The organism is Coprococcus sp. AM11-30B, assembly GCF_027674365.1.
Taxonomy (GTDB): Bacteria; Bacillota; Clostridia; order Lachnospirales; family Lachnospiraceae; genus Allocoprococcus; species Allocoprococcus comes.
Genome location: NZ_JAQDVB010000028.1, coordinates 285 through 22,861 on the forward strand (window position 1 = coordinate 285; position 22,577 = coordinate 22,861).

Here is a 22,577-nt window from a genome sequence, read left to right on the forward strand (position 1 = left end):
CTATTATAGCATAATACTACCGTCCTATACAGCTTATAATTTACCAAAACGGTTGTAAAACCATTGGTTTTAGCAATGTTGACACTCCCCATAGTTGAAACCAGGGGATTCTCGGTTCTGCGAGGTCTGCCGTCGGGGACCGTTACGGTCCCCTCGGGTCTTACGTCCTCTCCACGAGCGTTTAGGCGACTGTAGCCGCCACGGTTCCCGCGTGCCCCGCGGTACCTTCCGTGTTGGAGAGGACGCGCTTCCCCTCCGCCAGTATATTCCTTGCCGCGTTGACGTCGCGGTCGTGGTGCGCACCGCACGCAGGGCAGTCCCATACCCGCACCGACAGCGGCAGGGCGTCGAGCCTGTGCCCGCAGGCCGAACAGGTCTTGCTCGACGGGTAGAACCGGCCGACCTTGACGAGGGTGCGCCCGCGCTCGGCGCACTTGTACTCAAGCAGCCGCGCGAATTCACCGAACGAGGCATCCGACACGGCTTTCGCCAGATGATGGTTTCGCACCATGCCCTTCGCATTCAGGTCCTCCATGCACAGGACTTGGTTCTCGTCCGCGAGCATGGTAGTGACCTTGTGCAGGGCATCGGTCCTGGCATCGGCGATCTTCGCATGGATCCTGGCAACCCTCTTCCGCTGCTTCAGGTACCTGTCGCTCGGCTTCTCGTCCCTGCGGGCGCCCTTCCTGCGGGAAAGCCTGCGCTGCTCCCGCGCGAGCTTGCGCTCATATTTCTTGAGATGGCGCGGATTCCCGATCTTGCGGCCGTCCGAAAGCGTCGCAAGCGTCTCGACGCCGAGGTCGATTCCGACTTCCCGGTCGGTCGCGGGCGTGTTCTTGGTCGGCACGTCGGTGCAGAGAAAGGTGGCGAAGTAGCGGCCGGCTGCGTCCAGGGAGACCGTGACCGACATGAAACGCCCCTGGAGCGGTCGGGATACCTTAGCCCGGACAGTCCCGAGCTTTGGCAGCGCGATATGGTTGCGGTCGACGATCTTGCCGCCGTTGGTGCGATAGGACTGCCGGCTGTGCCGGCGCGACTTGAACTTGGGGAAGCCCGGCTTCCCGCCCTCGCGCACGCGTCGGAAGAAATTCTTGTAGGCGCGGTCGAGGTCGCGGACGGACTGCTGGAGCGCCATGGAGTCCGCTTGCGCGAGCCAGGAGGTCTCAGAGTCGCGCTTCCACGCCGGGAGCATTCGGGAGAGCTCCGCCCACGAGACCGTCTTGCCCGTCTTCGCATAAGCGGACTTCTTGACGTCGAGGGCGCGTTTGTACACGAAACGGCAGCAACCGAGCGTCCGCGCGATCTGCTCGCGCTGGCATGCGTTCGGGTAGATTCGGTATTTGAACCCGCGCTCCATCGGCTAGACCTCCTTCTGGTCCTCGATGTACTTCCTTAAAACGATCATCGACGTCGTCCATAAGAAAGGGCCAGCAGTACTTCGGGCAGAAGACCGCATGGTGGCTGCAGGAGAAAACTATATTGCAGCTACTCCTGTACGCATAGTATAGATATTACGCAGTATTGAACTGCATAATATCTACCGTCTTATATCCCCATAGATAAATCCAGGGGCTTTACGACGGTTTCGGTAAGGGTCAATCCGCTAAAATGAACTCAGTGAACTGTAATATTCAAAAGAAAGGAAAGTACCATGCCAAAGAGTATCGAAGACATCGATCGCCAAATCGCCGCCCTGAAGGAACAGAAAAAACGGCAGCAAGCGCAAATCGCCCAGAAAAAGCGTGAAGGTCTTCGCTCCTGTAAAGAGCTTATTGGTGAAGAGGTTGTCAATGCGTTCGATAACTGGACCAGTATCGACCTTGATCTTTTTGCCATGTATATTTCCGAGCATGCAGACGAAATCGTAACCTCCTGCTCGACTTCTGAAACGGATCTGGATGATGCTTTGAAGCGCAACAAACAGTTCGCCAAGAAGCATAAGAAGACGCGTAAGAAGACGAACGATCGAGACGAACCCGAGTCGGATAGCGATTCGTCTGAACAGGACGATACGCAGGTTGATTCCTATGCGGTGCCCTACGGCGCCTATTGATCCGCTCCCCTGCTAGCTGACTGACAGAATCTAAAAGGAAAACGCAATGAATCCCAATTTCAACCGACGCCAATTCATCGGTCTCGCCGTCTGCGTTGCCGTTAATACAGCACTTCCCGGATGCAAGAAAAAAGAACCCGAGTGGACCGTGGAAAAAGACGATAAACTCAAACCCCTGGCCTTTGAAATCTCAGAGGGCAAGGCGACTCCCCTTTCCGGATCCGGCTGGAAACGATGCGACGATTACATTCATCTCCAGCTTTCCGGCAGCTCCATCCCGGATCGCAAGATTGCGAAAGTGAAACAAAAAAAGGGAACGCTCATCGTCTATGTCGATAATGGCAACAGTGAAGTTCAGTCGATGGATCTCGTACTTACCCAATATAAGATCACTGGCGGGGATATTTCTCAGATCGTCAATCTCGTCCTCGACGAGAATGGAACCAGGACTGAAGTTTTCAATGCAGACAGCACCGGCAGTCTGGATCGCTGATCTAAACCGACAATATATAGACATGAAAAAGGGGAGATTCACGTCTCCCCTTTTTCGTTTGCTTCACAAGTTCAGGTCGATATCGAAGCAATAACGATTATAAACGCTTTTGCTATTTCGTAAAGAACTCATAGCAGAAGGACAAGATAATCGCGGAAGCAACGGCGACTGCAATCCAGATCGCGATGTTCACCATCACTTCCGGTTTTGTGATACGCATGAAACGCTTCGCTCTCGCATTGGCAGCCTGTTCAAGCTTTTCGATTGACTTGGCGCTTTTCTTCGCGACTTCATTGATCGCTTTCGTTCCCGCTTGTACGGTTTCCTCTACAGCTTGCGTCGCACCGTCAGTCACAGCTTTCGTCACGGTCTCAGCATACTTATCACCCTGCTCGAAACTGGCAACCATTTTACTGAGACTGTTTTGAGCGCGACGCGTGGCGCTCGCCTCTCGCTTCATATCGCTTTGGATTGATTTCATCTCGTCGAGAATCAAATCCGTACGTTGTTTGAAATCTGTTGCAGTAGAAGACAGTGAGTCCTTAACCTCCTTCCGGAACGCATCGTTCTCGGCTTTCTGATCTTCAATGAACTTTTCCATGAATCCGATAAGCTCACCGTAAGATTCCGGAGTGTCTTTATCACTTAGAAACGGGGTCTGACTTTTTGGAATAACTGCCTGCTCCTGTTGATCGCTCTCGTCAGAGTCGATTTCTTCCTCGAACGCCGAACCACCCTCCTCCTCTTCCATCTCGTGATCCATATCCTCATCGGTCTTCACGTTTTCAAACATATCGTCTTCAACAGATGAATTCTCGTCGATGTCCAGCATGCCCTGTCCTTCCTGATTCTTAATAGGTTTCCTTGCGCCACAAGCTGGCTTTGCCATAAGCATCTACCTCCTGTTTCAATTTAACATTTTATTTAATGCTCGACATTCTTATCGCTCTGTTCGCGAGTGCGACCGCTTTCAATAACCGGCTGCTGAACAGAGTGCGTTCCCGCCTGACCGGCAGCACGAACATTGTCCTCACCATAATCTGGCACGGCACTGGCATAACGGTTGCGAATCTCTTTTGCGTAACCGCGCCGGGCAAGAAGCTCATCGCGTACAGCGGGATCTTCGAGCAGGTCATCGTCACACTTCGGAGCAACGAATTTCGGGAATGCGTTATAGGCCACGCCCTTGCTCGCCTTTGCCTGCTCAACCCACGCCGAGTAAGCTTTCTTAAGTCGTTGGATATAAACATCTCGACGCTGTTCGAATGTCATCGGTTTCTCACTTTCCGTAGTTCCTGTTTCGAAAGCCGTCTGCAATGACTTCAACGCGAAGCGCCCGTCAAGACGAGTCAGGTTGAAAGTGCATTTCGGGTTGCCGGCCTCTTTGATATCGAGATCTGTCGCATAGACTCGATTGTTCTTGATGAAAATATCTACACCCCATGAGGCAAGTAATTTCTTGAACTGCTCCATATTCTTCGGGTGATAGTCGCTGATTGCAATATGGATCAACTCGCGCAGATTGTTTTTATAACTGTACTCTCCACGATCGACAATCTCCTTTTCAATATCGCGCGGCTGTCGATCTCGAATCTTTGAATTTTTCTTTCCCTTTTCAAGTTGAGTAAGATTCCAAGCCTCGTCCATTTCACGAACCCATGAAGCGCGCTTATGCTTCGCCTGCGCTCCCGTTCCCTCCCAAAGACGTTTTCCTGTCAGAAGATCCGTGCGATTGATCGCCATATGGACCGCAAATCGTTTTCCCTCCTTATCGCTTTCCTCATGCAACGCGAGAATCACTTGTTGATGCGGATAGTGCTTCGCAAGCCATTGCTCCGCGTAGGCCATACATGCATCGGGAGTCATCTTGCCTCCGTTGCAGCTGCACTCCTCAGGAAGAAACGCAAGAACCTGATGATACATAATCGTGTTCTTCGCACCGGCACGTGCCGGTTTATCATGACCAAAAGATTTTCGCGTCCGTGCCATTTTTGCGTACCAATATTTGTTATATGGAAGATTCCAGCCGCCACGTGCAAGCGCATCTTTTCCGTTGATGTATTTACGAACGTTTTTCGCGTGCCGCGACGAGCTGACTGCTTTCTGTTTAATGACTGTCAATCTCTTCTGCCATCTCCTTTCGATTTTAAGCAGTAGTTATAACTGAACGTTCTCAGATATATAAAATCATTCCTTTCTTTTTTCAGAAGCCATTTTTAAAATTGCGAAACTGATCTAGCTGCGTTCCGTCTTAAAGATTTCTGTTGTCTGGTTCATCTGCCAGATAGTCGTGGGGAACATAGTCAACGTGATAACGCTTTTCAAGTTCCTCGATAAACCGGTCGACCTTTCGGGCGTTTTGGTAAACCTTTTCAAGCGTTCGGAAAACAGCTTTCTCATTGTACGCGGGAAGCCCTTGGGCGTTCACGAAGTACATCAGCTGATTGAGGTTCGTTCCTTCCTTCAATAACTCGTGATGAAGCTTTTCAACTTCAGCGATATCGAAATTGAATGATTCGATCTTTCCGTAAATTGCGCTGCGGCGAACCAGTTCGCTTACAGAGATGCCAAGCGCCTCCGCACGTTGCTCAATTGCCTTCTTTTCTGGAGCAGTGAGCATTACTTGGAACGGAATACTCCTTTTTTCAGAAATGGGCTCGCCACTTTCATCAGTTTCACGCGATGCTTGTGCTCTTCTGTAATTCTCCTGTTGCTTATGGAGAGCCTTTTTCTTCCGACCGAGAACTTGCATTTCATCATCAAGATCATCGAGTGAGATTTCCCGATGAATCAACACAGATCGAATCAACTCTGCTTCCGTACAACCGGCTTGTTCACAAAGTTGTTGATAGATCTCCTTCTCTTCAGGAGAAACACGAGCCTTTACGAATTCATTTCGTGCCATTTTTCTCCTTTCTCCGGAGCGGCCTCCGGAAAAGTAAGCTAGAAATTGAGGATTGGCATCCGTCTCCTCTTGCTATGGTTGCCCAATTTCTTAGAAAGAGTGAAACCAACACGCAAAAAGCGTGCTGCAGTTCACTCTTTCCCTTTTCTCCGTGACAGGAGAAAAGCAAGATTCGTAAATCATGATAACAGGGACCACGGGCCCGGTTATCATGATTTACGTACATCTTGCAATCTCCGGAACGGTGATTGGGCGAAACGCAGTGTAGACGTGGAATGAGAGGCCTCATTCCAAGCGAGAGCGAAGCGGTACTGCGAATGCGAGGGATGCCGAGTATTTGAAGTACCGCGCAGCGGGCTCCGGGCAAGGCCTGGAGCGAATCGGTGAGAGGCCTCACCGATCGCGGAAGGTTTTGGTCGGAGCATCCGGCACCGCCGGATTTTTTCGTGATGGCTTCTGCTGAGATAGACAGCTTTCGACATTTCAATGACGCGAAGAGTCTTTAGTGAGACTCGTAGCGTTGTTGGACTGTCGAAAGGTGGCGCGATTTGAGTAGCGATACGATCAACGAATAGATTTTCGCACGCCGCCTGCGGCGTCGATTTATCGCGCCCGTTGGGCGCTATGATATTGAATTCATCACATTCTGAATTGCAAGATGTCTTTAAGTATGTTTTGGAAACTTTTCAACACAGTTTCCGGTTTTCGATAATTTCAATGGCGCGGAGAATCCGAAGGGAGTAATTCGTAGCGCTGTTGAATTTGTCGAAAACCGGCCGCTCCATTTTTGTCATCAAAGCAAGCAAATTAAAAAACGAACTCGACTTCGCGATCTTCTACTCAATCCCTTTTCAAGACTCGCCATAAAAGACTCGCCATAAAAGACTCGCCATACTTTACGGCACTATCGATAAAGATATTTCTTAGATAGTAAGCAACTAAAACATAAAGTGAAATCAGCTATTACCAAGAAATCGTTTTGATCGTCACATTGGAAAATCTCGATTAAAAAGGGCTCCTCATTCGAGAAGCCCTAAACAGTTTTGATGTCCGATGCACTTGTACCCAGGCATCAATTTTAAATCTAACGGCATACCCTAACTAAGGTATTCAAGCAAAGCTTCCACCTGACGAATACCAAGTCCGCCAAGACGACGATTGCCTGGAATGTTGGCGTCATGCATAATCTTATCCGCCTTCGCGCCGCCAATGCCGGGAATGGCCTGAAGGAATTCCTTAACCTTCATTTTACTGACGAGCGGATCGTCCTTACGAGTCTTAAGAACAGAAGCCGGATCAGTTTTGCCGGACTTAATGTTCTTCTTGAGCTCTTTACGCGCTTTACGTACCTGCGCTGCCTTCTCAAGCGCCTTTGCACGCTCTTCAGGCGTGAAATTCGGAAGTGCCATGATATCTCCTTCTTTCAACTTTCAAACTGTTTTTAATTCTTTTCCAAACCAAGATCGATTACATACGGCGCAACTCGATATCCGCCGCTCTTGCTCGAGTCCTTCGATTCCTCGTTGTGCTTGAAGAGAATGCAGATATGATCCTTCAGATCACGTCCCCAGAGTTGCATGACCTCCTTGCCGCGTCGACCGTCAGTACGTTCGCTTCGAATCGTCTCATCCGAATCTCCGCCAAGTTGACGGAACGTGATGACATAGCGCTTTGAAGACTCTTCAAGTACGACGCTAAGCACTTTGACGGTAATCTTAATAGAAGACTGCACGAGCATCGCAAGGGATTTCTCGCCTTTAGCGCGAGAAATCTTCAAAACCTCGGATGCAAGCTCGCACTCGCTGACCTTCTTTCCTGAAAGCATAAGCGAAAGATACGCAAGCTCGACATTGCGCCTCTTCTCGTTTTCCTCCATTAGTTCATCCTTTCTGTTATTGGATTTCGCAAGCGCTTGCGAAAATTAAACCTGATGATCGCTGAGACAGCTCAAAATAAATAAAGAACTCTTCCAAATAGTTCCTGCTTTAATTTTTGCAAGAAGCCCCAACATAAATAGACTGAATTCGGAAGTCATTACATCACTTTCTGATTCAGGAAAACGCCAGACATGGATCGTTGCGTCCGGTTCAATCGACCAGTCTTTCAAAACATCTTGAAAAATAACGCCTCCGCGCTGCACGGTCAGATCGATTTCATGTTTTGTGACATGAAGCAATTCAAGATTGTCCGCACCATAAGTTATTCCGCTGTTGAAATAAATTTCAAACTTTGGATCATAAAGCTCGAACCCGCCATCGCTTATGTTGCAAAGGAAATCGATAACAGTTTCTGGATCAAGCACTGTATCAGACTTCATTCCGATGCGAATCGTATCCAGAATGTAGTCCTCAATCTCTTGATTTCTAACTCGCGTCAAAGAACGTTCAAACGGCGATGCGCAATACGGGCAGAAATTCGGATTCGATGCAGATGGACTATTACTCTGACAATCCGCATCGGTTCCGAATTCCGTTATCCGATACGACCTACCGCAAATGGAACAAGTAATCAATCCACAGTTATTATTTTGTGCCAAATTGTAGGCGCTTAGCTTTTGCACCCTTCATCCACTCCCCTCTTTTTTCAACAGAATCGTCAGGACATCTTCTTCCTACCCGACTTCTAAATCTCCTTGCCGCAATCCGGGCAGAACTGCGCACCGACAGGAAGAATAGCGCCGCAATGCGGGCAAGGAGCAAGATCCTCCCAATTCTTCATGTCCCTATAAAGAGCAACCAGCACAACGTTATTCATACTTTCGTTCGTCTCCATGCAGTGACGCTTCAAGAGACGATGAATATTCGCAGGCAGGCGAAGGTTGTAGCCGATCACGTCTGCATTCTTGTCGTATTTCGCACGACGAGGGTTATCTCCCTTTGCGAGAGAGTAGATCGCCGGCACAGAGGTGCTGCACGCATCGGCAACAGACTCGGCGGCAACCTCCTTGCGGATATCATCAGCCATGTCGAATGCGTCGGAAGTTTTCTTGCTCTTAGCCATTCTAGTAATCCTCTCCTTCAAGATACTCATTTACAAAGTCAGTAAAGTCCGCAACCGCGTTGCAGTTCGGATCGTAATCGAAAATCGAAACGTTAGCAGACTGCGCTTTATTTACAGCCTCGCACTTTCGAATAATCGAGTGGAACATCTTTGTGTTAGCGGCACGTGCGATCGATGGAAGCTCATTAACCACACCGCGCGAAAGACTCGTGCGACCATCAAACATGTTGACGACAATACCGGCAATGCGGAGATTCGGATTCAGACGCTTGTTGCGGCGAACCGAGTTGACGCATTTCTGGATATTGGTAAATCCTTTTAGGGATGAACGGTTCGGGATTACCGGAACGATCAGCTCATCCGCAGCAACCATCGCATTGCGCGTTACCAATCCAAGTGACGGCGGGCAATCAATGATTGCGTAATCATAGTCATCATCGATACCTTCCATTGCATCGGCAAGCATCGTAAGGCGCGTATCCAGTTTCGCCATATCGCTTTCGGCATTCGAAACAAGGACATCGCCGGGAATAATATCGCCACCGTCGAAATGTTTGATTCCGTCTTTCGCCGTGTAATCGAACGAAGTGAGAAGATCGTAAACCGTCACTTCATCCGTCGTGTCAATTTTTGCCTGTTGCGTTGCGTTCATCTGCTGATCAAGATCAACGAGCAGCGTGCGCTTGCCCTTACGATGCAGCCCCTCTGCAATCGCCATGGACAGTGCGGTCTTGCCAACGCCTCCCTTGTGATTACAAATCGCAATCGTCTTCATTTTCCTCTCCCAACTTTCCTTTCCCATCAAGATCAAAATTTGATTTCGTTGCAGCCTTTTTCATCTCTGAAAGTAACTCGCCATCATGTGCCGCCTTGCACAAAGCTTCACAAAATACCATTAAAAGCGTTCCGAGAATCATCGAGGTGATAACAAGAACGCCCGTTTCGAAATGAACGAGACTATGTAGCACAAGGCCAATCAACACCATTCCCGGAATACCTAGAGCGATCCAAATCAGATTTTCTTTCAGCTGGTTCACAGGTTGATCCCTCCTTCCACAATACGATAATACCAACATGCGTATACTATGATGACAACATAGTACTTGTATTCACAAAACAATCCTATTGCCCAATCATTCAGCAATAAACCTGTCTAATTAACTTGAAGTTGGTATAATCGATGTGATGAGAGGGTGGCGGCGCTTTCCTTTTTGTTCTTGCGTCGGTTGCAAGTTTTTCCTTTCGCCACCCTCTCTCCTTTATCTATTACGCGTTATTTACGCGCAATGCAAAGGATTAGAACGGGATATCCTCATCGTAGACGTCCATCACTGCGGGAACATCCGGAACAACAGGCGCCTGCTGAGTCTGTGCCGCCGGCCTGTTAGCGGAAGTATTCTGAGACTGGTTCCCCTGGCTCATGAAGTCGATTGTATCTACGACGACGGTAAGGCGAGAACGCTTCTGACCGTCCTTCGTCTCCCACTGGTTAAAGCGAAGCTTGCCGTCAATGCTGACCTTCATACCCTTTCGAACGATACGGCCCACGGCCTCGGCACGCGTGCCGAACATGGTGCACTCGACGAAATTCGGATAGTCCTCCCACTGGTTGGTCTCGCGATTGAGTCGGCGATCGTTGACGGCAATACCGAAAGAGAGAACCTGCGTCCCCTTCGGAGTCATGCGAAGCTCCGGATCGCGCGTAAGATGACCGGAAATGTTGACGCGGTTGATAGACATGTTCGAGGTCCTTTCTCCTCTTGGTTATTGACTGATACTAAGATACCACAACACTTCAGTATTACGCGTGAAAATGACGATTTTTTTAAAGAAAAATAGGCAGAAAGAGCTGTTTATACTCCTTCCACCTATTTTCAGTTGGCGTAATGCGTCGTCATTCTGCTATTTAATTTTCCACCGATAGCGGAATTGCCTATCCGCCTTTCTTCTCAATTTACTGCGCCTACCGAGCATTAAAGTTATTATTTATCTCATCTAGACTGACTCTTCTACTCACAGTATCTCTCTTCTTTTCGAGCGACATCTGATGGGACCGATCTTCTCTCTGTACTGCACTCTCCCATGTCTTACATGTCTCCCGACGTAAAAAACCGATCAGCGGTTTCAGGTCACCCGTCATGTCGAAACCGTCCAGTGCCGCATAATAGTCTTTCCGGTCTTCATCGAAAATTACGATCGGAGGATGGTTGTGCAATAGTAGATAGTAATTCATCATCGCTCTACCAGTCCTGCCGTTCCCGTCTGCAAAAGCATGAACGCCCTCAAACCTCGCGTGCCAAAACGCAGCTGCCACCAGAGGATTTTCATCTCCAAACTCGGAAACCTCATCAAGGTCCTGCTGAAGGTCGTCCTCGATCTCATCTACAGGAGCGGCAACATCATGCATGCCGACTCCCCATAAATCGTTTTTCTTGAATTCCCCAGGTCTTTCCCCAAGTTCCCAACGCCGCTCGTTGTAAGTGCCTTTCGTCAGTTCAAACTGCATCTCCCGAATGGAATCGAGCGTGATAGGTTTACGCTCATCGAACCACCGGTACATCAGCTCACTTGCGTCTTTCAGATTCTTAATCTCGTAAAGCGTCCGCAGGTCTCCTGTGTAACCGCATACACGGCCATTCTTAAAAATCTCGTGCGTATCATGGTAAGTGATTTCCCTATTCTCGATTTTCCCTGAGTTGTAAGAGAATAATATTGCAAAATTTTCCAGGTGCGCTGCCAACTCAAGCGACGTAGCGATACTGTAACTACGCCACAATTCCATAGTGCGCTCGTATTGTCTATCTGAATTCATAAAGTCCTGCCTCTTCTTTTCAATTCGATATTTAGGGAATTCTCCCTTTTTATATTATACCATAATACTAACATATTGCATCATGTAATCTACGAAGCGCTATCAAGTCGTCCTGCGAGTCGACGGTGAGTCGACTTGCAGGACGTATGGCGATGCGCTTTTCATGCGGTGCCCTACGGCACCTATTGATCCGCTCCCCGTGGTCGCTGATAGATTTCCTAGACAGTGCTTCTTTTTAAACAGACAGTCAGATTGTCGCTATAGACCGGCTTGAATCCCGATTCCTTCAAATCTTGAATACCGACATCATTGATGCCGTAATTCAGTACAGCGTAATCCATTCCATAGTCATCGCAAATAGCCGATAGGCTTCCAGAAGAAAGCGCCTTTCCTGCCTCGGCAAGCACATTCTTCTGCCCGTTCTGCCCATTGAACACCTCAATTCTGGTATCAAGATACGGCTTGAACCCGTTTAGCTCCGCTCGGCATCCTGGGTCGATGTCCGTCAAGACTGCCGTCCCCGATACGGCGCCATCCTCTCTCATTGCCTGAAACGCCCTTTCAAGCGAGATGGACTTTTGATCGGTCGCAGACAGCGTGTTATAAAACAGAACCGCTCCAAACTCAAGTGCAACCACAGAGATTGAAAATAAGACTATCCTGCTTAACATCTTCGAGCTCGCCTTGCATTTTGGCTCAATCTTCCAGCACCACGTGCTGTAGACGATCATCAATATGCCAAGCAGCAAAAGTTCGTTTCGCCATGTCATCAGGGATAGAAAGAGCAGTCCTGAGATCATCATCGTCTCGAACGAAAATACCGTCTTTTTAAATCCCAAGCACTTGGCATGGAAGATCACCGGCATGACCGAGATAACAATGAGTATCACTGCCTCAACCGGAACGATGGAGAACATCGGTTTCAGTTCCGGCACGGCAACCGTGGCGACATCCGACGTGCCTATTGTCTTAAACGGAAGCGACAGCACGTCTAATCCGTATGGATTCAACATTGCGGAAGCGATCGTAAGTAAGATCGTCACAGCCAATGCGGCCCGCGCATTCGAATCCAGCTTACTATCTAATAAAGCGGCAAGCGGCAACATGATTGCGCAGGGCCAAAGCGCACCGTGCAGATTGGCTATAAAAATCCCTAGGAATGGAAAACCAAACAGAAATCTAATATCGCGGCTTTCAATGTATTTCTCCATCAACTCCCAGGAAACAGCCAGGCACAGGATATCGAGCGCACGCGGTGTCGACCGAAGGCTATAAACGATTACCGCTCCGAATACGCATGAAACAGCACAGTGAAGAATGCGGTTTCCAGCTTTTGGAAAAGTTTGGTACCAAATGAAGAGAACCGCCACCATGTCCAACAGCGCAAAAAACAGCCGAACCGACATCTCTCCAAAAGTGTCGTAGAGAACTGCAACTAATATGCAGATAGGATATTGCTGGCAGATATAGGTCAATTCCGAATGGATCGATAACGGATCGGTTGTCGGCAGATGACCGTTGGCTATAATCCAACGGCCGGCGGCAACCATATACTGCGCATCGGTTATGAACAGCTCTCCTTGTAGGGAGCGAATGCTCAAAACCACCAGTAAGGCCGTCGATAGAATACAGAAGGAGAGAGATCGAACAGGTGTATGTTGAGACTTAATGTTGAGACAAAACACAATTAACGTTCTCCTGATACGGAAGGTGGAACCATGTATTCGAAGTGAAAACCCTTGTACTCCCAACCGCCCTCGATCGCACGCTGAAGATCGTACATACAACATTCATGCTCCCTCTCCAGCCAATCCTGCAAATCGGATAATGTATCGAATGTCTTCCCGGTCTCTCGACAGATTAAAGGCGTTTCCTTTAGCCTTTTCTTGAAATCCACGTCGTATCGCAAAAGCCTCCAAGTCAGACCGTCAAAAACGATTCCCTTCTTGCCTGAATTCAGCAAAGACTTATGGTAAAACCCGTGATAATTCGTTAGATCAAGAACCGAATAATCGCACCTTCCCCGCTCATAGCAAATCACCGGCTGCATGTCCTTAATACGCTCGCCAGACTTCAGTTTGATATTTTTATTCCAATCATCCTTCCAAAACCATCGTTCACCCCTCCAGCGAGTCGCCTCGCTGGTCGGCTCGCCCTTCGCATCACAGATTGCAACGATCTTCTTCCAGTCGACATAACGTGAGCCGAATTTCAGCGCGTCGTGCACATCTGCGTACTCGCGCATCGTTGTCAACTCGATAACCGGACGAGCGCACAGCCTTTTCTCCTCCATGTAGGCTTCTTTTCTCTCTTCAAGGTTCTCACCGTTTGCCCAATGCATATCAAAGGCAGGGCATCCATGCCGTATGGCATCTCCGACCTTCTGAACAATCTTTTTTCGCGTTGCCCAGTCATATCCATCGGACCATATTGCAGCACAGATCTCGTCATAACTGTGATAGATGGTGTCCGTCTCAAGACAAATCATCTGCACATTCAAATCTACAAGTCTTCCTACTTTCCCGTCCCAATCCCTCACATACGAAAACCTCTTATTCTGAGGCTTGACCTTGTTTTTCACATGGTCTAGAACTACCGACCTGCTTGTGCCGGCAGCCTTTGCCGCTGCGCCCGTAGTCGGGAACATCTCTCCCGTTTCCAATATGACGATCCATCCGGCAAGCCCTCGAATCTCTGTCAGATCCATATCCGGCGAATACATCGACTCAAAACAATAGAACTGATTTTTGATCGCGACCCATTTGCCGTTCTGGGCCATATTGCACACATCCGACATCCAGCCCTGGGTGATCCCAAGCTCTTTTTCCGCTGCACTACAGCTCGGCCACTTCTTGCCATCGTCGATTCGAACAACCGATTTTGCCGTTCTGCGAACAGGAGTATCGAATGGAAACTCGGCTTCCTTCAACTCGGCAATCTGCTGCTCGGTCAGCTCTCCCGCGCGATAAAGGCGGCGAAGCTCATATTCCAGAGTCTTTTTCCGTTTGAGCTGGTCCTTTTTCCCATCAGTCATCTGCTAAAGCCCCTTCCACAGCGCTATCTTCTCATCAATTGTCAGTTTCTCGGATCTTAATGCGAGCCGTCGTTCAAGGTTTTTTGCCAAATGCCTTGCGTCCTTCTCATGATTGATGACCTTGAAAGCTGAAGGCGGAATGAGTTCTTCCGGATCATTTTCTCCAGATAGCCGGGCGTAGCTTTCCGACATCATGCTTACGATCTGCTCAATTCCGATCATCTCGAAATTATCGACTAGATCGATAACCAGCGGTTCGAAGTTGCCTGCGGCGGTCAATGCACGCCCAAGCTGCTGATAGAAAATCGTCGGCGACGAGGTACGCCGTACCATAATGACGGCATCCACGCCCTTGATGTGAACCCCCTCGTTAAGCTGGTTGACGCAAAGCAAAAGCTTGATTGCGGTCTCATCATCGTCCTCTTTGAATCCATCGTATTCACTCGTCCCGAAGGGATTCGAGCTATGGACAACATAGGTATGAACGTTACCGTTTACTCGGGAAAACCACCACGGGCACATCTTCTCGATTTCATTCAGCTCGAAGACATTCGGGCAAAAAACAATCACTTTCTCTATTCCCTCAAAGTACTTTTGAAAAATGGCCGGAAGGTTCGCTGCCCTGCTCGCGCAATCTCTCAGCTCGTTAAAATCAGCCAGCAACTCTGCCCGCCTGCCTGCACTCTCTTCCTTTGCGATGCGCTCACCGAGGTCTTCAATGTATCCGTTGATGCTGTACCCGGCGGTTACATACGTCGGGACAGGCAGGATGCCGAGAACCCAGCAATCCGTCAACGACATATATGAGGCGATATGACCATCAAAAAGTTCATCGGACATATCTCGACCACTATCGCTGTATCGAATCGAAGTCGCGCTCAACCCGATCAAATTGGCGTCGGGATTGCATTCGATGACCCCTTCAACACCACGGGACCACTGCGGTGCCCCCGTATGATGGAACTCATCGAAAATAACCGTATCGGCATGGATATCAAGGTTTCCCTTTTGCGCTCGATGCATGGCAGTCTGATACGTCATGCGCTCGATGTTCTTGAATTCATAATTCGGCAGTTCACGCCTGATGGAAGCTTCCTGCTCCTGTTCGATATAGGTCGAGGGTGACATCCAGAGGATTCGCTCCTTCGGATGATCGAAGGCATAACGGTATGCTATAAACGCCTTGCCTGTCCCGGTAGGATGAATGATGCACGCACGCCTGGTCTCAGACAGCATATCCAGTAGTTTGCGATACGCCTTTTCGTTATGTGGATACAGTTCCAGTTCGTTCGGCATCTCAATCCCCTTCGTGCTCATGTAACCACGGTACTAGTATACCATAATGCTACGCAGAAACATAAAAGAAGGTACAATCTGGACAATTAACAGATTGCACCTTCTTGTGAAAGGGGGGTTATCGACGTGGAGTCCCTGCGGTATCCATGTGCTCCCCCGCGTGGCCGATCACGATCTTCTCCTCATCCCTGTCGATATAGAAGTGGAGCCGGAAGGCGGCCTTGATGTTCCTTCCCTTGACATGCGGCGAGATATCGATCTCATTGCCTTTGTACATCCGCTTGCGGAGCTTCATCAAGTTGGGCATGGCACAAGTCGTTCCAGACTCTCCGCGAGCCAGCTCATATCCGGTCCGTTTCTTGAACTCAGAACCAAGCCTGTCGTTCACCGTCTCCTTAAAACATAGATCCCAGAGCGTCGTCGCGACGGCAACCAAGATTTCCCACTCTTCCGTCAAAATGCCGTCAAATTTCTTGGCGCTCCTGTAGGCATCGGGAAGAATCACGATTCTGTCCGAATAGAGCACCTTCGCCAAATCAAGCAGCTGTGTAAGGTTTTCAGGCACTACCGTAAGCGCCTTGCGGATGCCGTTCAACGCATTGGCGTTTAGCTGCTCGAGCTCCGTCATTTCGAGCTTACGCTCGACGGCCCTCTTCTCGTTTTCAAGTCGCATCGCATCGCGCGTGAGCATGTCGATTTTTGCAGCCGCCTCCGAATTCGAAGTCTCCAGCTCGCTCGCAATTTCCTCCCAGTCCGCGATATCCTTTTGAAGACCGCTTATCTCATCGCGAAGCGAATCGACCGTTTCGTTTCCACCGGAATCGCCTTTCACCCGCTGCTTCAGCTTCTTAATCCGTGAACTGAGGCGTTTGGCCTCATCGATTCCATCTAACCATCGGACATCGGCGATACTCAGGATATCCCCAGCCACCCTGTCGCTCGCACGGCAGATCCCCTGACGAAGGACATTTATGAATCGGTTTTCACCGTGCCGCGTATATCGATCGATCAGATACTTGGCATAAGCCATTCCCATTTCATTGTCAGCTGGGACCGTGAGATCGACCGGCTTACAGTAAATCTTCAGGCTTGAGCATTCTATGCCGTAATCATAAGCCGGTGTGTTCTTCAGAAATGCCTCTCGATAAGTGTCCATAAGGGCACGGTCGTGCCAGTCAAGGACATATATATCTGCCATCCCGAAAAGCTGCTTGGTCAGATTTTTCAGGTTCCTGACCGGCAGTTTCGATTCTTCGTCGGTGGTGATTAAGATTAAGGAAAGAGTTCGATTCGGATCGGTCAGATCCGGTATGAACTTGCTCGTCAATGTCTCGGAAGTCAGGTATATCGGCTTATCGTTCAAAAAAGTCGAGCCAACGCGAACGACGTTCGCCTCATCGCTAAAAAGCATCTTCACGATCCGCGGCGTAGACGGTATCGGCGGCGCAGCCTCCCCAATGAACCCCCTGACGATATAACGGCTCAATTGGATGTTGACGATACAGGAATCGGCATTTCCGATAATACCGAGCCTCGTATGCCAACGGCCGTAGATCAATCTGTGATCCTGCTCGTCAAGTTCCATCGCCCACACGACACAGCCCGGGACGCCACTGTTGCGCTTTGATGCAAGGGCGGTCTTTCCCTGTTCAAGTTCAGTTGTTCCATTCCAACCATCAGGTGTCGAATAGGTACCCTCTCGGAAAGAATCACAGTGCTCTTTCGATAGGACCTTTTTTTTCATTAGCCAGGATATGACAGTCGAGATCACCGACTCACTGACATTTTCATTGTCGGTTCTGGTGATCGTCAAGCGTGTCGCGTATTGTCTGTCCTCGTCTACGATCGCATTTACCAGTTGAAGCTGCTGGGCGGCTATACCCGCATCGAGAACGGCTGAATCCAATCCGGCCGTCTCCAGCACGGCTGGTGCTTTCTTTTCCGTTCCACACGAAACCTCCGTCTTGCCGGAACAGAGGGCGAGCGGCGGTTGCCCTCTCCGCTCCCAATTCCTTCAATTCTTTAAAATGAGATCAACGATACTGTAGGTGGTATCCCCTCCCATTATTCCCGATGCCTGCTGAAGACACTCTAGAAAATAAGCTGCATCTTCTCTACTTCGGAACGCCATGATCGGTTTCGAGCTTTCCGGACCGTTTGCCATAATCGAAAACACGGTCTCGTCTGTCGAGTCGATCTTGTTTTCCGTGTCGTTGCGTTCCTTTCCAGACATAACGGAATTCTCCTTTTTCGCATCTGAACTTACAGAATCAGCCTCATGTCCGCATGAGACTTTTGCAGGGCATTTAGGCGACTCCTCATGAGCTTTTTCCTGCTCCGCGTACCACTCATTGAAACTGGCGACGATCTCAGAGCGTCGCCCGCGAACACTCTTGACCACCTCGTCACTGCCGTCTGCCGGCGCGTAGGTGAAAAGAAACCTACCGTGAGACGTCTGGTGTCTTGTCAAGCATCCATGTTCAAGCACGCATAGAGCCTCAGGTTCCTGTGGAGCAGGAGGTTGCTTTTGTGCCTCCCGTCCGCTCATTTCGCTTTCAGGCAGCCTTTCACTTTGCTTTCGGTTCTTTGCCTTATTGCTCATATGGCGGTTTTCCTTTTCAAGCTTCCGGCGCTGCTCTCGATTCAGCTTCACCTCCGGATCTACTCCCTGCTCCTTGGCAACGGACCGCATGTCGTATCCGGCAGCGGACGCGGCAGCGAAAAACTGCTTGAACGCCACGGGTCGATTGGTTCCAAGCTGCAACGTCTTGAATTGCCCATTTGAATCCTTGATGCTCGCCATATATGAACCCTTTTGTTCAAACAGGCAGGCTTTCTGTCGATCACCGGTCACAAACCGCTTTCCATACATAAAGCTCCTTTCCTATAATCGGATAGTACCAATATACCATAGTGCAATATATCGTTAACGAAAAAGGAGCCCGCTCGCCCGAACTCCTTTTTGAATCGATTCTTTCTTCAGAGCCTTACTTGTCGTAGAGGGCCCACTCTTTACGGATGTCGCGTTCAGCCTGACGCATAAGGCGTTCGGCGCGGCGCTTTGCTTCGCGCTCGCGACACGCCTTAACTTCGGGAAGCATAAACTCCTGGTAGTACATGAAACATGCAAGGCAGATCTCGGCCGTTCCCAGAAGAAGTAGGAGCACATTCATCTCGAAAAACAGGAAACTACCCACCCTGATCTCGCAGACAAGCGTCATGCATCCAAACATGAATACGATAACGTCATTCATGATACGAATCTTCTCAATATGCGTATACGTTCTCGGGGCGCGATGCTTACCGTTCATCATGGGTTCCTTTCTCCCGTTCACTTAACGTAAGGTTAGTATACCATAGTATCCTAGTACTATTGCAGAAAAAGTTGAAAATCATACTTGATAACTCTCCGCAACAAACCTTGAACGTCACGAGCAAGCGATGCGAACGACGATTTGCTTACAATACGCTATTCATGCGGTGCCTGACGGCACCTATGATCCGCTCCCTACGGTCGCTGATTGATTTCTAAAAAAAGGGGATGCATTTCTGCTTCCCCTTCACAAGCTAGGTCAAATATGTACGTAGTGAAACTCACCAACTTCACCCTACCGTGCCGCATCCTAGCTAATCGAACCGTCTTCAAGAACAAACCCGATCGGTTTGCGCAAGGAGTTGTCTACGATGATATTCGGGTAGTGTCGGATATCGTTGTAGACACTCACAGCAAGATTATCGAGTGCCCACTTGACCAAGACCGGTTCATATCCATTCAGCTCGCAGAAAGCTTCCCGCGCCAACTTGCTCTCAAAAGCAACCGCGCAATAGTGCTTCCCGTCGCCATCTAAATCCTTGACAGCGAAAAAAGTCTTCTGTGCCATGCTGTCTCTTTACTCCAATCTATCAAGCGCCAGACACCAGATACTTTAGCGCCGGGCACTTGGTGCTTAACTACGCGATGATTCGCTTCTCAAGGTTTTTGCGCATCTCAACATTGAACGACTTGAGCGCTTCCTCCTCATCCCCGCCATTCTCAAGATACTCGATCGACAGGTTATCCCTTGCGACAACCATAAGATCGTCGAGAAGGATGGAAATCAGCTCCTCACGACTCACGGAATCTGGGGTGAAGTCATCGAACATGGTTTCCAAAAAAATGCACTTATCGGACATGGAATAACCCTTTCTGTAAACCGCCTAACGTAAGGCTATCGTACCACAATACCGTAGTATGACCAACGAGAAAAAAAATAGTTTAAACAAAAATGGCGACCGTCACCGATCGCCATTCAAAATCTTTATTTTACGGACTCTGCTGCATTTGCAAACAGCTAGGAAATGTCATATTCGCCCTGTGCGATGCTTCCCGCGGGGACATGGATACGTATCTCGCACTTTAAGAACTTTCGCCGATCACGTGTCCACTCACCTACTATAGGAAACTCGTGGGTTTCACGGATGACCACATATTGATCGACTACTTCGACTCTCGCATCATCGGCTTCCGCATCCTCATACACCACCGTTCCATCGGCAGGGTAGCTCTTTCTACGATAGCCTCCATCATCCTGTCTCATCATCACGACGTACTCATCCTGTTCCGTGAGGTAGCCGAAGGAGAGCGCCGCCTTGCCGTCGAGGTGAGATCCGGTCTTGAGCGAAGCCAGGGAATGGCTCTCAGCGACCTCGGAATCTTCGCTGAGCAATTTGATACTCGTAGGAACAACTGCATGCCATAAAGCAAAGCCGGCCAATCCTATGATGACAGTCAGAGCGACAGACAGACCGAATCGCCTTGGGAATGACTTGTACTTCACCGCATCGTCACTCAACACGTAAATCACCCAAGCCAAAATAACTACGAAATATATGGCTTTAATCCAATTGGCCATATCAACCTTCCTTTCCTTTCGCTAAACGCCGCAAACCTCATATCCTGTGGATCGCAGGATATTAACGATTTCTTCGAAAGTCTCCGAATCGGAGCATGAAATCTTTCTTCCAACTGCATCGGCATAACACGTTTTCGTAGCATCGCCGATGCCCTTGCCGTCCTCATGGCTCCTGACTGCCCGCCATTCACTTCGGAGCATCTTCGTGCTTAAACCGGCTTCGATCATTTCATACATCAACTCGTCGCCACGGGAAGGATCGATTTTTGCAATCTTGCGCACGAGGTTAAGATTTAGCTCAGACAGATGTTTTCCATCTTCGAGACTCGGTACACCTGTTTTTCCGCTAGACCACTCATGATAGAAATCGCCGGCACTTTTGCGCTGCCACAACAAGGTCTCCGTTACGCCGCATCGTGCCGCCTCGTCTTTAAGCCAAGCGGAAAATGAACTGTATTCCGGTTTATACAGCTCGTTTTCCGACACGTCCCTCATCAGTAGATAAACCGGCACCCATGACCGACCTCCTTGCCTGAAAAGACTCGCAAGCTCGTCATGAATGGAGGAAGTGCGGGATTCCTCTGATCCGACGGACATCCGTTTCAGGTCCTCACGATATTTCAGCTCGAACCGGATCCAGCTGTCAGATGGAATAGAGGTGACCCGTTCGAGCTGACAGGCAATTTCCCTTCCGATGGCTTCCTTTCCAGTCAGGAGATCTTCAATCTCGGCAACAGTAACGCCCAACTCTACCGCAAACTCCCCAACGGACATTCCGTTGCCATCGATCCACTCCTGTAGATATTCACCGGGCGCGACCGCAAAATTCGTCCCCATCGCCACATCCTTTCTCTTGTTTACGTATAGGTATAGTATACCATAGTACAGTAGTACCGGCTCGCACTATGAAAAAGTATCTGCTTAGAAACGGGACGACCATTACGATCGTCCCGCAACAGAAACCTAATCAAAATGGTGAAAATCATGCTCAATATTCAGCGCGTTGAGCAAATTGACTAAAGCATCATTGTATCCGTTGACGTAACCGGATACGTACGGACTTAATCCGTCGCAGTCGAGGGCGACATTGGCGTTGAGCAGCCGCTCCACGGCTTTCCAAACTGTATTTTCGGTAAACATGTCAGTTCCTTTCCCTGCGCTTAACGTGTTTAAAGTATACCACAATATCACGGTACTATTGCTCTAAATAATAGACGCTCAGCCTGTCTGCTAACAACTTGATGATCAGCTTTGAAAGAAACGGAATCGCCTCACCCCTTCCCATTGTGGAGACCAGAGGGTTCGGCGGCTTCGATAGGCAACACACTCCGTGATCGATTTTCTTCATTTTTCTCCTGCCTCCATCACTTGCCGCCGCGGTCACGCAAAGCGTGAGCCGTCGGCTGGGGTCTTTCGGAGTAAGTCGGCGAGTTTTCGACAATTTCAATGGCGCGGAGAGTCCCTGGGTAAGGCTCGTAGCGCTGTTGGATTTGTCGGAAACTCGCCCCCTGTCCGCGCTAGCGGGCTCGACCAAAAATCGGCATCGCCGATACAAAGAAGGGCGGCCGTTATCGGTCGCCCTTTCCTCGACAGGCTAGAAAACCATTCCCCATTCCCCTCCTTCCTCGCCTACCCACGTGAGATAAGACCCTTCCTCGATAACGGGCTTCAAGGCGTTGAGAAAAGTTTCCTCGCACCCCGTCTTGTCGTCATACGACAATCCGGAAATGTTTCCGGCGTCGTCAAATTCGACCCCGAAACCGACCATTTCGAGAACTTCAACAAGATTGCCGCACAGCTCGTCATAGTTCCAAGGCATCCACGAGAACCAGACGTCTGGATTGCCGGCACACGACTTGGAATCTGCAGGCTTAGGCGTCGGGTCGCCGCCGAACTTCCCGCCGTGCTTGAGGTAGTCGTGCCTGTTGAGGTCGCAGACGATTTCATAACCGCGTTCGAAATTCTCCTTCTTAATCTTGAAGTTCGAAGCGGTTTCCTCGATGCGAACGTAATAACCCATTTCAGTTCCTTTCCTCCCGTTCGCTTAACGTTCCTATAGTATACCATAGTGGACAGGGGTGCATTGCTGAGA

General features: G+C 49.4%; 27 protein-coding genes. 2 read left to right on the plus strand and 25 right to left on the minus strand.

The genetic code is table 11. The features are described from left to right. Positions 1-181: 181 nt before the first annotated feature. A complete protein-coding gene (gene tnpB, locus PGU50_RS15545; protein ID WP_270247365.1) occupies positions 182-1,357 on the minus strand; it encodes an IS200/IS605 family element RNA-guided endonuclease TnpB in 1,176 nt (391 codons plus the stop codon). A 294-nt stretch (positions 1,358-1,651) separates the two neighbouring features. Between tnpB and PGU50_RS15550 the strand changes: the two genes are divergently transcribed. Both PGU50_RS15550 and PGU50_RS15555 read left to right on the plus strand, forming a co-directional pair. Next, on the plus strand, positions 1,652-2,053 hold the full coding sequence (locus tag PGU50_RS15550; protein ID WP_118199927.1) for a hypothetical protein: 402 nt from the start codon (positions 1,652-1,654) through the stop codon (positions 2,051-2,053). A gap of 46 nt (positions 2,054-2,099) precedes the next feature. Beyond that, positions 2,100-2,546 carry a hypothetical protein gene (locus PGU50_RS15555; protein ID WP_270247367.1) on the plus strand — a complete coding sequence of 149 codons (447 nt, stop codon included), beginning with the start codon at positions 2,100-2,102 and terminating at the stop codon, positions 2,544-2,546. Between the two features lie 112 nt (positions 2,547-2,658). On the opposite strand, the gene PGU50_RS15560 is transcribed toward PGU50_RS15555, so the two are convergent. From PGU50_RS15560 to PGU50_RS15675, 24 genes are all read right to left on the minus strand, one after another. Next, a complete protein-coding gene (locus PGU50_RS15560; protein WP_270247369.1) occupies positions 2,659-3,435 on the minus strand; it encodes a hypothetical protein in 777 nt (258 codons plus the stop codon). A gap of 35 nt (positions 3,436-3,470) precedes the next feature. Continuing rightward, positions 3,471-4,667 carry a relaxase/mobilization nuclease domain-containing protein gene (locus PGU50_RS15565; protein ID WP_158571912.1) on the minus strand — a complete coding sequence of 399 codons (1,197 nt, stop codon included), beginning with the start codon at positions 4,665-4,667 and terminating at the stop codon, positions 3,471-3,473. 130 nt (positions 4,668-4,797) lie between these two features. Continuing rightward, positions 4,798-5,451 (minus strand): plasmid mobilization protein, encoded by a 654-nt coding sequence (locus PGU50_RS15570; protein ID WP_118218784.1) that lies wholly within the window; start codon positions 5,449-5,451, stop codon positions 4,798-4,800. 1,097 nt (positions 5,452-6,548) lie between these two features. Next, positions 6,549-6,860, minus strand: coding sequence for an integration host factor, actinobacterial type (mihF, locus tag PGU50_RS15575; RefSeq protein WP_270247370.1), 312 nt, complete (start codon positions 6,858-6,860; stop codon positions 6,549-6,551). A 32-nt stretch (positions 6,861-6,892) separates the two neighbouring features. Next, on the minus strand, positions 6,893-7,327 hold the full coding sequence (locus tag PGU50_RS15580; RefSeq protein ID WP_118199792.1) for a hypothetical protein: 435 nt from the start codon (positions 7,325-7,327) through the stop codon (positions 6,893-6,895). Between the two features lie 45 nt (positions 7,328-7,372). Next, entirely contained in the window at positions 7,373-8,011 is a 639-nt protein-coding gene (locus PGU50_RS15585; RefSeq protein WP_173826435.1) for a hypothetical protein, read from the minus strand. Positions 8,012-8,073: 62 nt separating this feature from the next. Then, positions 8,074-8,451 carry a zinc ribbon domain-containing protein gene (locus PGU50_RS15590; RefSeq protein WP_044998682.1) on the minus strand — a complete coding sequence of 126 codons (378 nt, stop codon included), beginning with the start codon at positions 8,449-8,451 and terminating at the stop codon, positions 8,074-8,076. 1 nt (position 8,452) lies between these two features. Next, entirely contained in the window at positions 8,453-9,226 is a 774-nt protein-coding gene (locus PGU50_RS15595) for a ParA family protein (RefSeq protein ID WP_270247371.1), read from the minus strand. Beyond that, positions 9,204-9,488: a hypothetical protein gene (locus PGU50_RS15600; RefSeq protein ID WP_195501574.1), complete on the minus strand. Its 285-nt coding sequence runs from the start codon at positions 9,486-9,488 to the stop codon at positions 9,204-9,206. Before PGU50_RS15600 ends, PGU50_RS15595 begins: the two co-directional genes overlap by 23 nt. A 259-nt stretch (positions 9,489-9,747) precedes the next feature. Further along, on the minus strand, positions 9,748-10,191 hold the full coding sequence (locus PGU50_RS15605) for a single-stranded DNA-binding protein (protein WP_173826432.1): 444 nt from the start codon (positions 10,189-10,191) through the stop codon (positions 9,748-9,750). Between the two features lie 223 nt (positions 10,192-10,414). Next, positions 10,415-11,263, minus strand: a complete 849-nt coding sequence (locus PGU50_RS15610) for a Fic family protein (RefSeq protein WP_173826431.1) — start codon at positions 11,261-11,263, stop codon at positions 10,415-10,417. Positions 11,264-11,481: 218 nt separating this feature from the next. Next, the gene (locus PGU50_RS15615; protein WP_270247372.1) at positions 11,482-12,948 is read right to left on the minus strand and encodes a hypothetical protein; all 1,467 of its coding nucleotides are present in this window, start codon (positions 12,946-12,948) and stop codon (positions 11,482-11,484) included. Positions 12,949-12,950: 2 nt separating this feature from the next. Further along, positions 12,951-14,297, minus strand: a complete 1,347-nt coding sequence (locus PGU50_RS15620) for a hypothetical protein (RefSeq protein WP_270247373.1) — start codon at positions 14,295-14,297, stop codon at positions 12,951-12,953. 3 nt (positions 14,298-14,300) lie between these two features. Next, the gene (locus PGU50_RS15625) at positions 14,301-15,593 is read right to left on the minus strand and encodes a DEAD/DEAH box helicase (protein ID WP_270247375.1); all 1,293 of its coding nucleotides are present in this window, start codon (positions 15,591-15,593) and stop codon (positions 14,301-14,303) included. A 118-nt stretch (positions 15,594-15,711) separates the two neighbouring features. Beyond that, a complete protein-coding gene (locus PGU50_RS15630) occupies positions 15,712-17,499 on the minus strand; it encodes a hypothetical protein (RefSeq protein ID WP_270247376.1) in 1,788 nt (595 codons plus the stop codon). Positions 17,500-17,607: 108 nt separating this feature from the next. Continuing rightward, on the minus strand, positions 17,608-18,465 hold the full coding sequence (locus PGU50_RS15635; RefSeq protein WP_173700105.1) for a hypothetical protein: 858 nt from the start codon (positions 18,463-18,465) through the stop codon (positions 17,608-17,610). Between the two features lie 115 nt (positions 18,466-18,580). Further along, positions 18,581-18,907, minus strand: coding sequence for a hypothetical protein (locus tag PGU50_RS15640; protein ID WP_173826426.1), 327 nt, complete (start codon positions 18,905-18,907; stop codon positions 18,581-18,583). 309 nt (positions 18,908-19,216) lie between these two features. After that, positions 19,217-19,474 (minus strand): hypothetical protein, encoded by a 258-nt coding sequence (locus PGU50_RS15645; protein WP_118199877.1) that lies wholly within the window; start codon positions 19,472-19,474, stop codon positions 19,217-19,219. Positions 19,475-19,544: 70 nt separating this feature from the next. Next, positions 19,545-19,766 (minus strand): hypothetical protein, encoded by a 222-nt coding sequence (locus PGU50_RS15650; RefSeq protein WP_118199878.1) that lies wholly within the window; start codon positions 19,764-19,766, stop codon positions 19,545-19,547. A gap of 158 nt (positions 19,767-19,924) precedes the next feature. Next, the gene (locus tag PGU50_RS15655) at positions 19,925-20,485 is read right to left on the minus strand and encodes a hypothetical protein (RefSeq protein WP_118199879.1); all 561 of its coding nucleotides are present in this window, start codon (positions 20,483-20,485) and stop codon (positions 19,925-19,927) included. Between the two features lie 21 nt (positions 20,486-20,506). Then, entirely contained in the window at positions 20,507-21,328 is an 822-nt protein-coding gene (locus PGU50_RS15660) for a helix-turn-helix transcriptional regulator (RefSeq protein ID WP_147357708.1), read from the minus strand. Positions 21,329-21,448: 120 nt separating this feature from the next. Then, positions 21,449-21,625 (minus strand): hypothetical protein, encoded by a 177-nt coding sequence (locus tag PGU50_RS15665; protein WP_158571920.1) that lies wholly within the window; start codon positions 21,623-21,625, stop codon positions 21,449-21,451. 55 nt (positions 21,626-21,680) lie between these two features. Next, a complete protein-coding gene (locus PGU50_RS15670; RefSeq protein ID WP_173826424.1) occupies positions 21,681-21,833 on the minus strand; it encodes a hypothetical protein in 153 nt (50 codons plus the stop codon). Positions 21,834-22,079: 246 nt separating this feature from the next. After that, positions 22,080-22,505 (minus strand): hypothetical protein, encoded by a 426-nt coding sequence (locus PGU50_RS15675; protein WP_215634420.1) that lies wholly within the window; start codon positions 22,503-22,505, stop codon positions 22,080-22,082. Positions 22,506-22,577: the final 72 nt, after the last annotated feature.

What these genes read in the sequence shown, in the direction of transcription:
- tnpB (WP_270247365.1), bottom strand. Translation starts at nt 1,357, where the DNA reads ATGGAGCGCGGGTTCAAATACCGAATCTACCCGAACGCATGCCAGCGC.
- PGU50_RS15550 (WP_118199927.1), top strand. Translation starts at nt 1,652, where the DNA reads ATGCCAAAGAGTATCGAAGACATCGATCGCCAAATCGCCGCCCTGAAG.
- PGU50_RS15555 (WP_270247367.1), top strand. Translation starts at nt 2,100, where the DNA reads ATGAATCCCAATTTCAACCGACGCCAATTCATCGGTCTCGCCGTCTGC.
- PGU50_RS15560 (WP_270247369.1), bottom strand. Translation starts at nt 3,435, where the DNA reads ATGGCAAAGCCAGCTTGTGGCGCAAGGAAACCTATTAAGAATCAGGAA.
- PGU50_RS15570 (WP_118218784.1), bottom strand. Translation starts at nt 5,451, where the DNA reads ATGGCACGAAATGAATTCGTAAAGGCTCGTGTTTCTCCTGAAGAGAAG.
- mihF (WP_270247370.1), bottom strand. Translation starts at nt 6,860, where the DNA reads ATGGCACTTCCGAATTTCACGCCTGAAGAGCGTGCAAAGGCGCTTGAG.
- PGU50_RS15580 (WP_118199792.1), bottom strand. Translation starts at nt 7,327, where the DNA reads ATGGAGGAAAACGAGAAGAGGCGCAATGTCGAGCTTGCGTATCTTTCG.
- PGU50_RS15590 (WP_044998682.1), bottom strand. Translation starts at nt 8,451, where the DNA reads ATGGCTAAGAGCAAGAAAACTTCCGACGCATTCGACATGGCTGATGAT.
- PGU50_RS15595 (WP_270247371.1), bottom strand. Translation starts at nt 9,226, where the DNA reads ATGAAGACGATTGCGATTTGTAATCACAAGGGAGGCGTTGGCAAGACC.
- PGU50_RS15605 (WP_173826432.1), bottom strand. Translation starts at nt 10,191, where the DNA reads ATGTCTATCAACCGCGTCAACATTTCCGGTCATCTTACGCGCGATCCG.
- PGU50_RS15610 (WP_173826431.1), bottom strand. Translation starts at nt 11,263, where the DNA reads ATGAATTCAGATAGACAATACGAGCGCACTATGGAATTGTGGCGTAGT.
- PGU50_RS15620 (WP_270247373.1), bottom strand. Translation starts at nt 14,297, where the DNA reads ATGACTGATGGGAAAAAGGACCAGCTCAAACGGAAAAAGACTCTGGAA.
- PGU50_RS15625 (WP_270247375.1), bottom strand. Translation starts at nt 15,593, where the DNA reads ATGCCGAACGAACTGGAACTGTATCCACATAACGAAAAGGCGTATCGC.
- PGU50_RS15635 (WP_173700105.1), bottom strand. Translation starts at nt 18,465, where the DNA reads ATGTATGGAAAGCGGTTTGTGACCGGTGATCGACAGAAAGCCTGCCTG.
- PGU50_RS15640 (WP_173826426.1), bottom strand. Translation starts at nt 18,907, where the DNA reads ATGATGAACGGTAAGCATCGCGCCCCGAGAACGTATACGCATATTGAG.
- PGU50_RS15645 (WP_118199877.1), bottom strand. Translation starts at nt 19,474, where the DNA reads ATGGCACAGAAGACTTTTTTCGCTGTCAAGGATTTAGATGGCGACGGG.
- PGU50_RS15650 (WP_118199878.1), bottom strand. Translation starts at nt 19,766, where the DNA reads ATGTCCGATAAGTGCATTTTTTTGGAAACCATGTTCGATGACTTCACC.
- PGU50_RS15655 (WP_118199879.1), bottom strand. Translation starts at nt 20,485, where the DNA reads ATGGCCAATTGGATTAAAGCCATATATTTCGTAGTTATTTTGGCTTGG.
- PGU50_RS15665 (WP_158571920.1), bottom strand. Translation starts at nt 21,625, where the DNA reads ATGTTTACCGAAAATACAGTTTGGAAAGCCGTGGAGCGGCTGCTCAAC.
- PGU50_RS15670 (WP_173826424.1), bottom strand. Translation starts at nt 21,833, where the DNA reads ATGAAGAAAATCGATCACGGAGTGTGTTGCCTATCGAAGCCGCCGAAC.
- PGU50_RS15675 (WP_215634420.1), bottom strand. Translation starts at nt 22,505, where the DNA reads ATGGGTTATTACGTTCGCATCGAGGAAACCGCTTCGAACTTCAAGATT.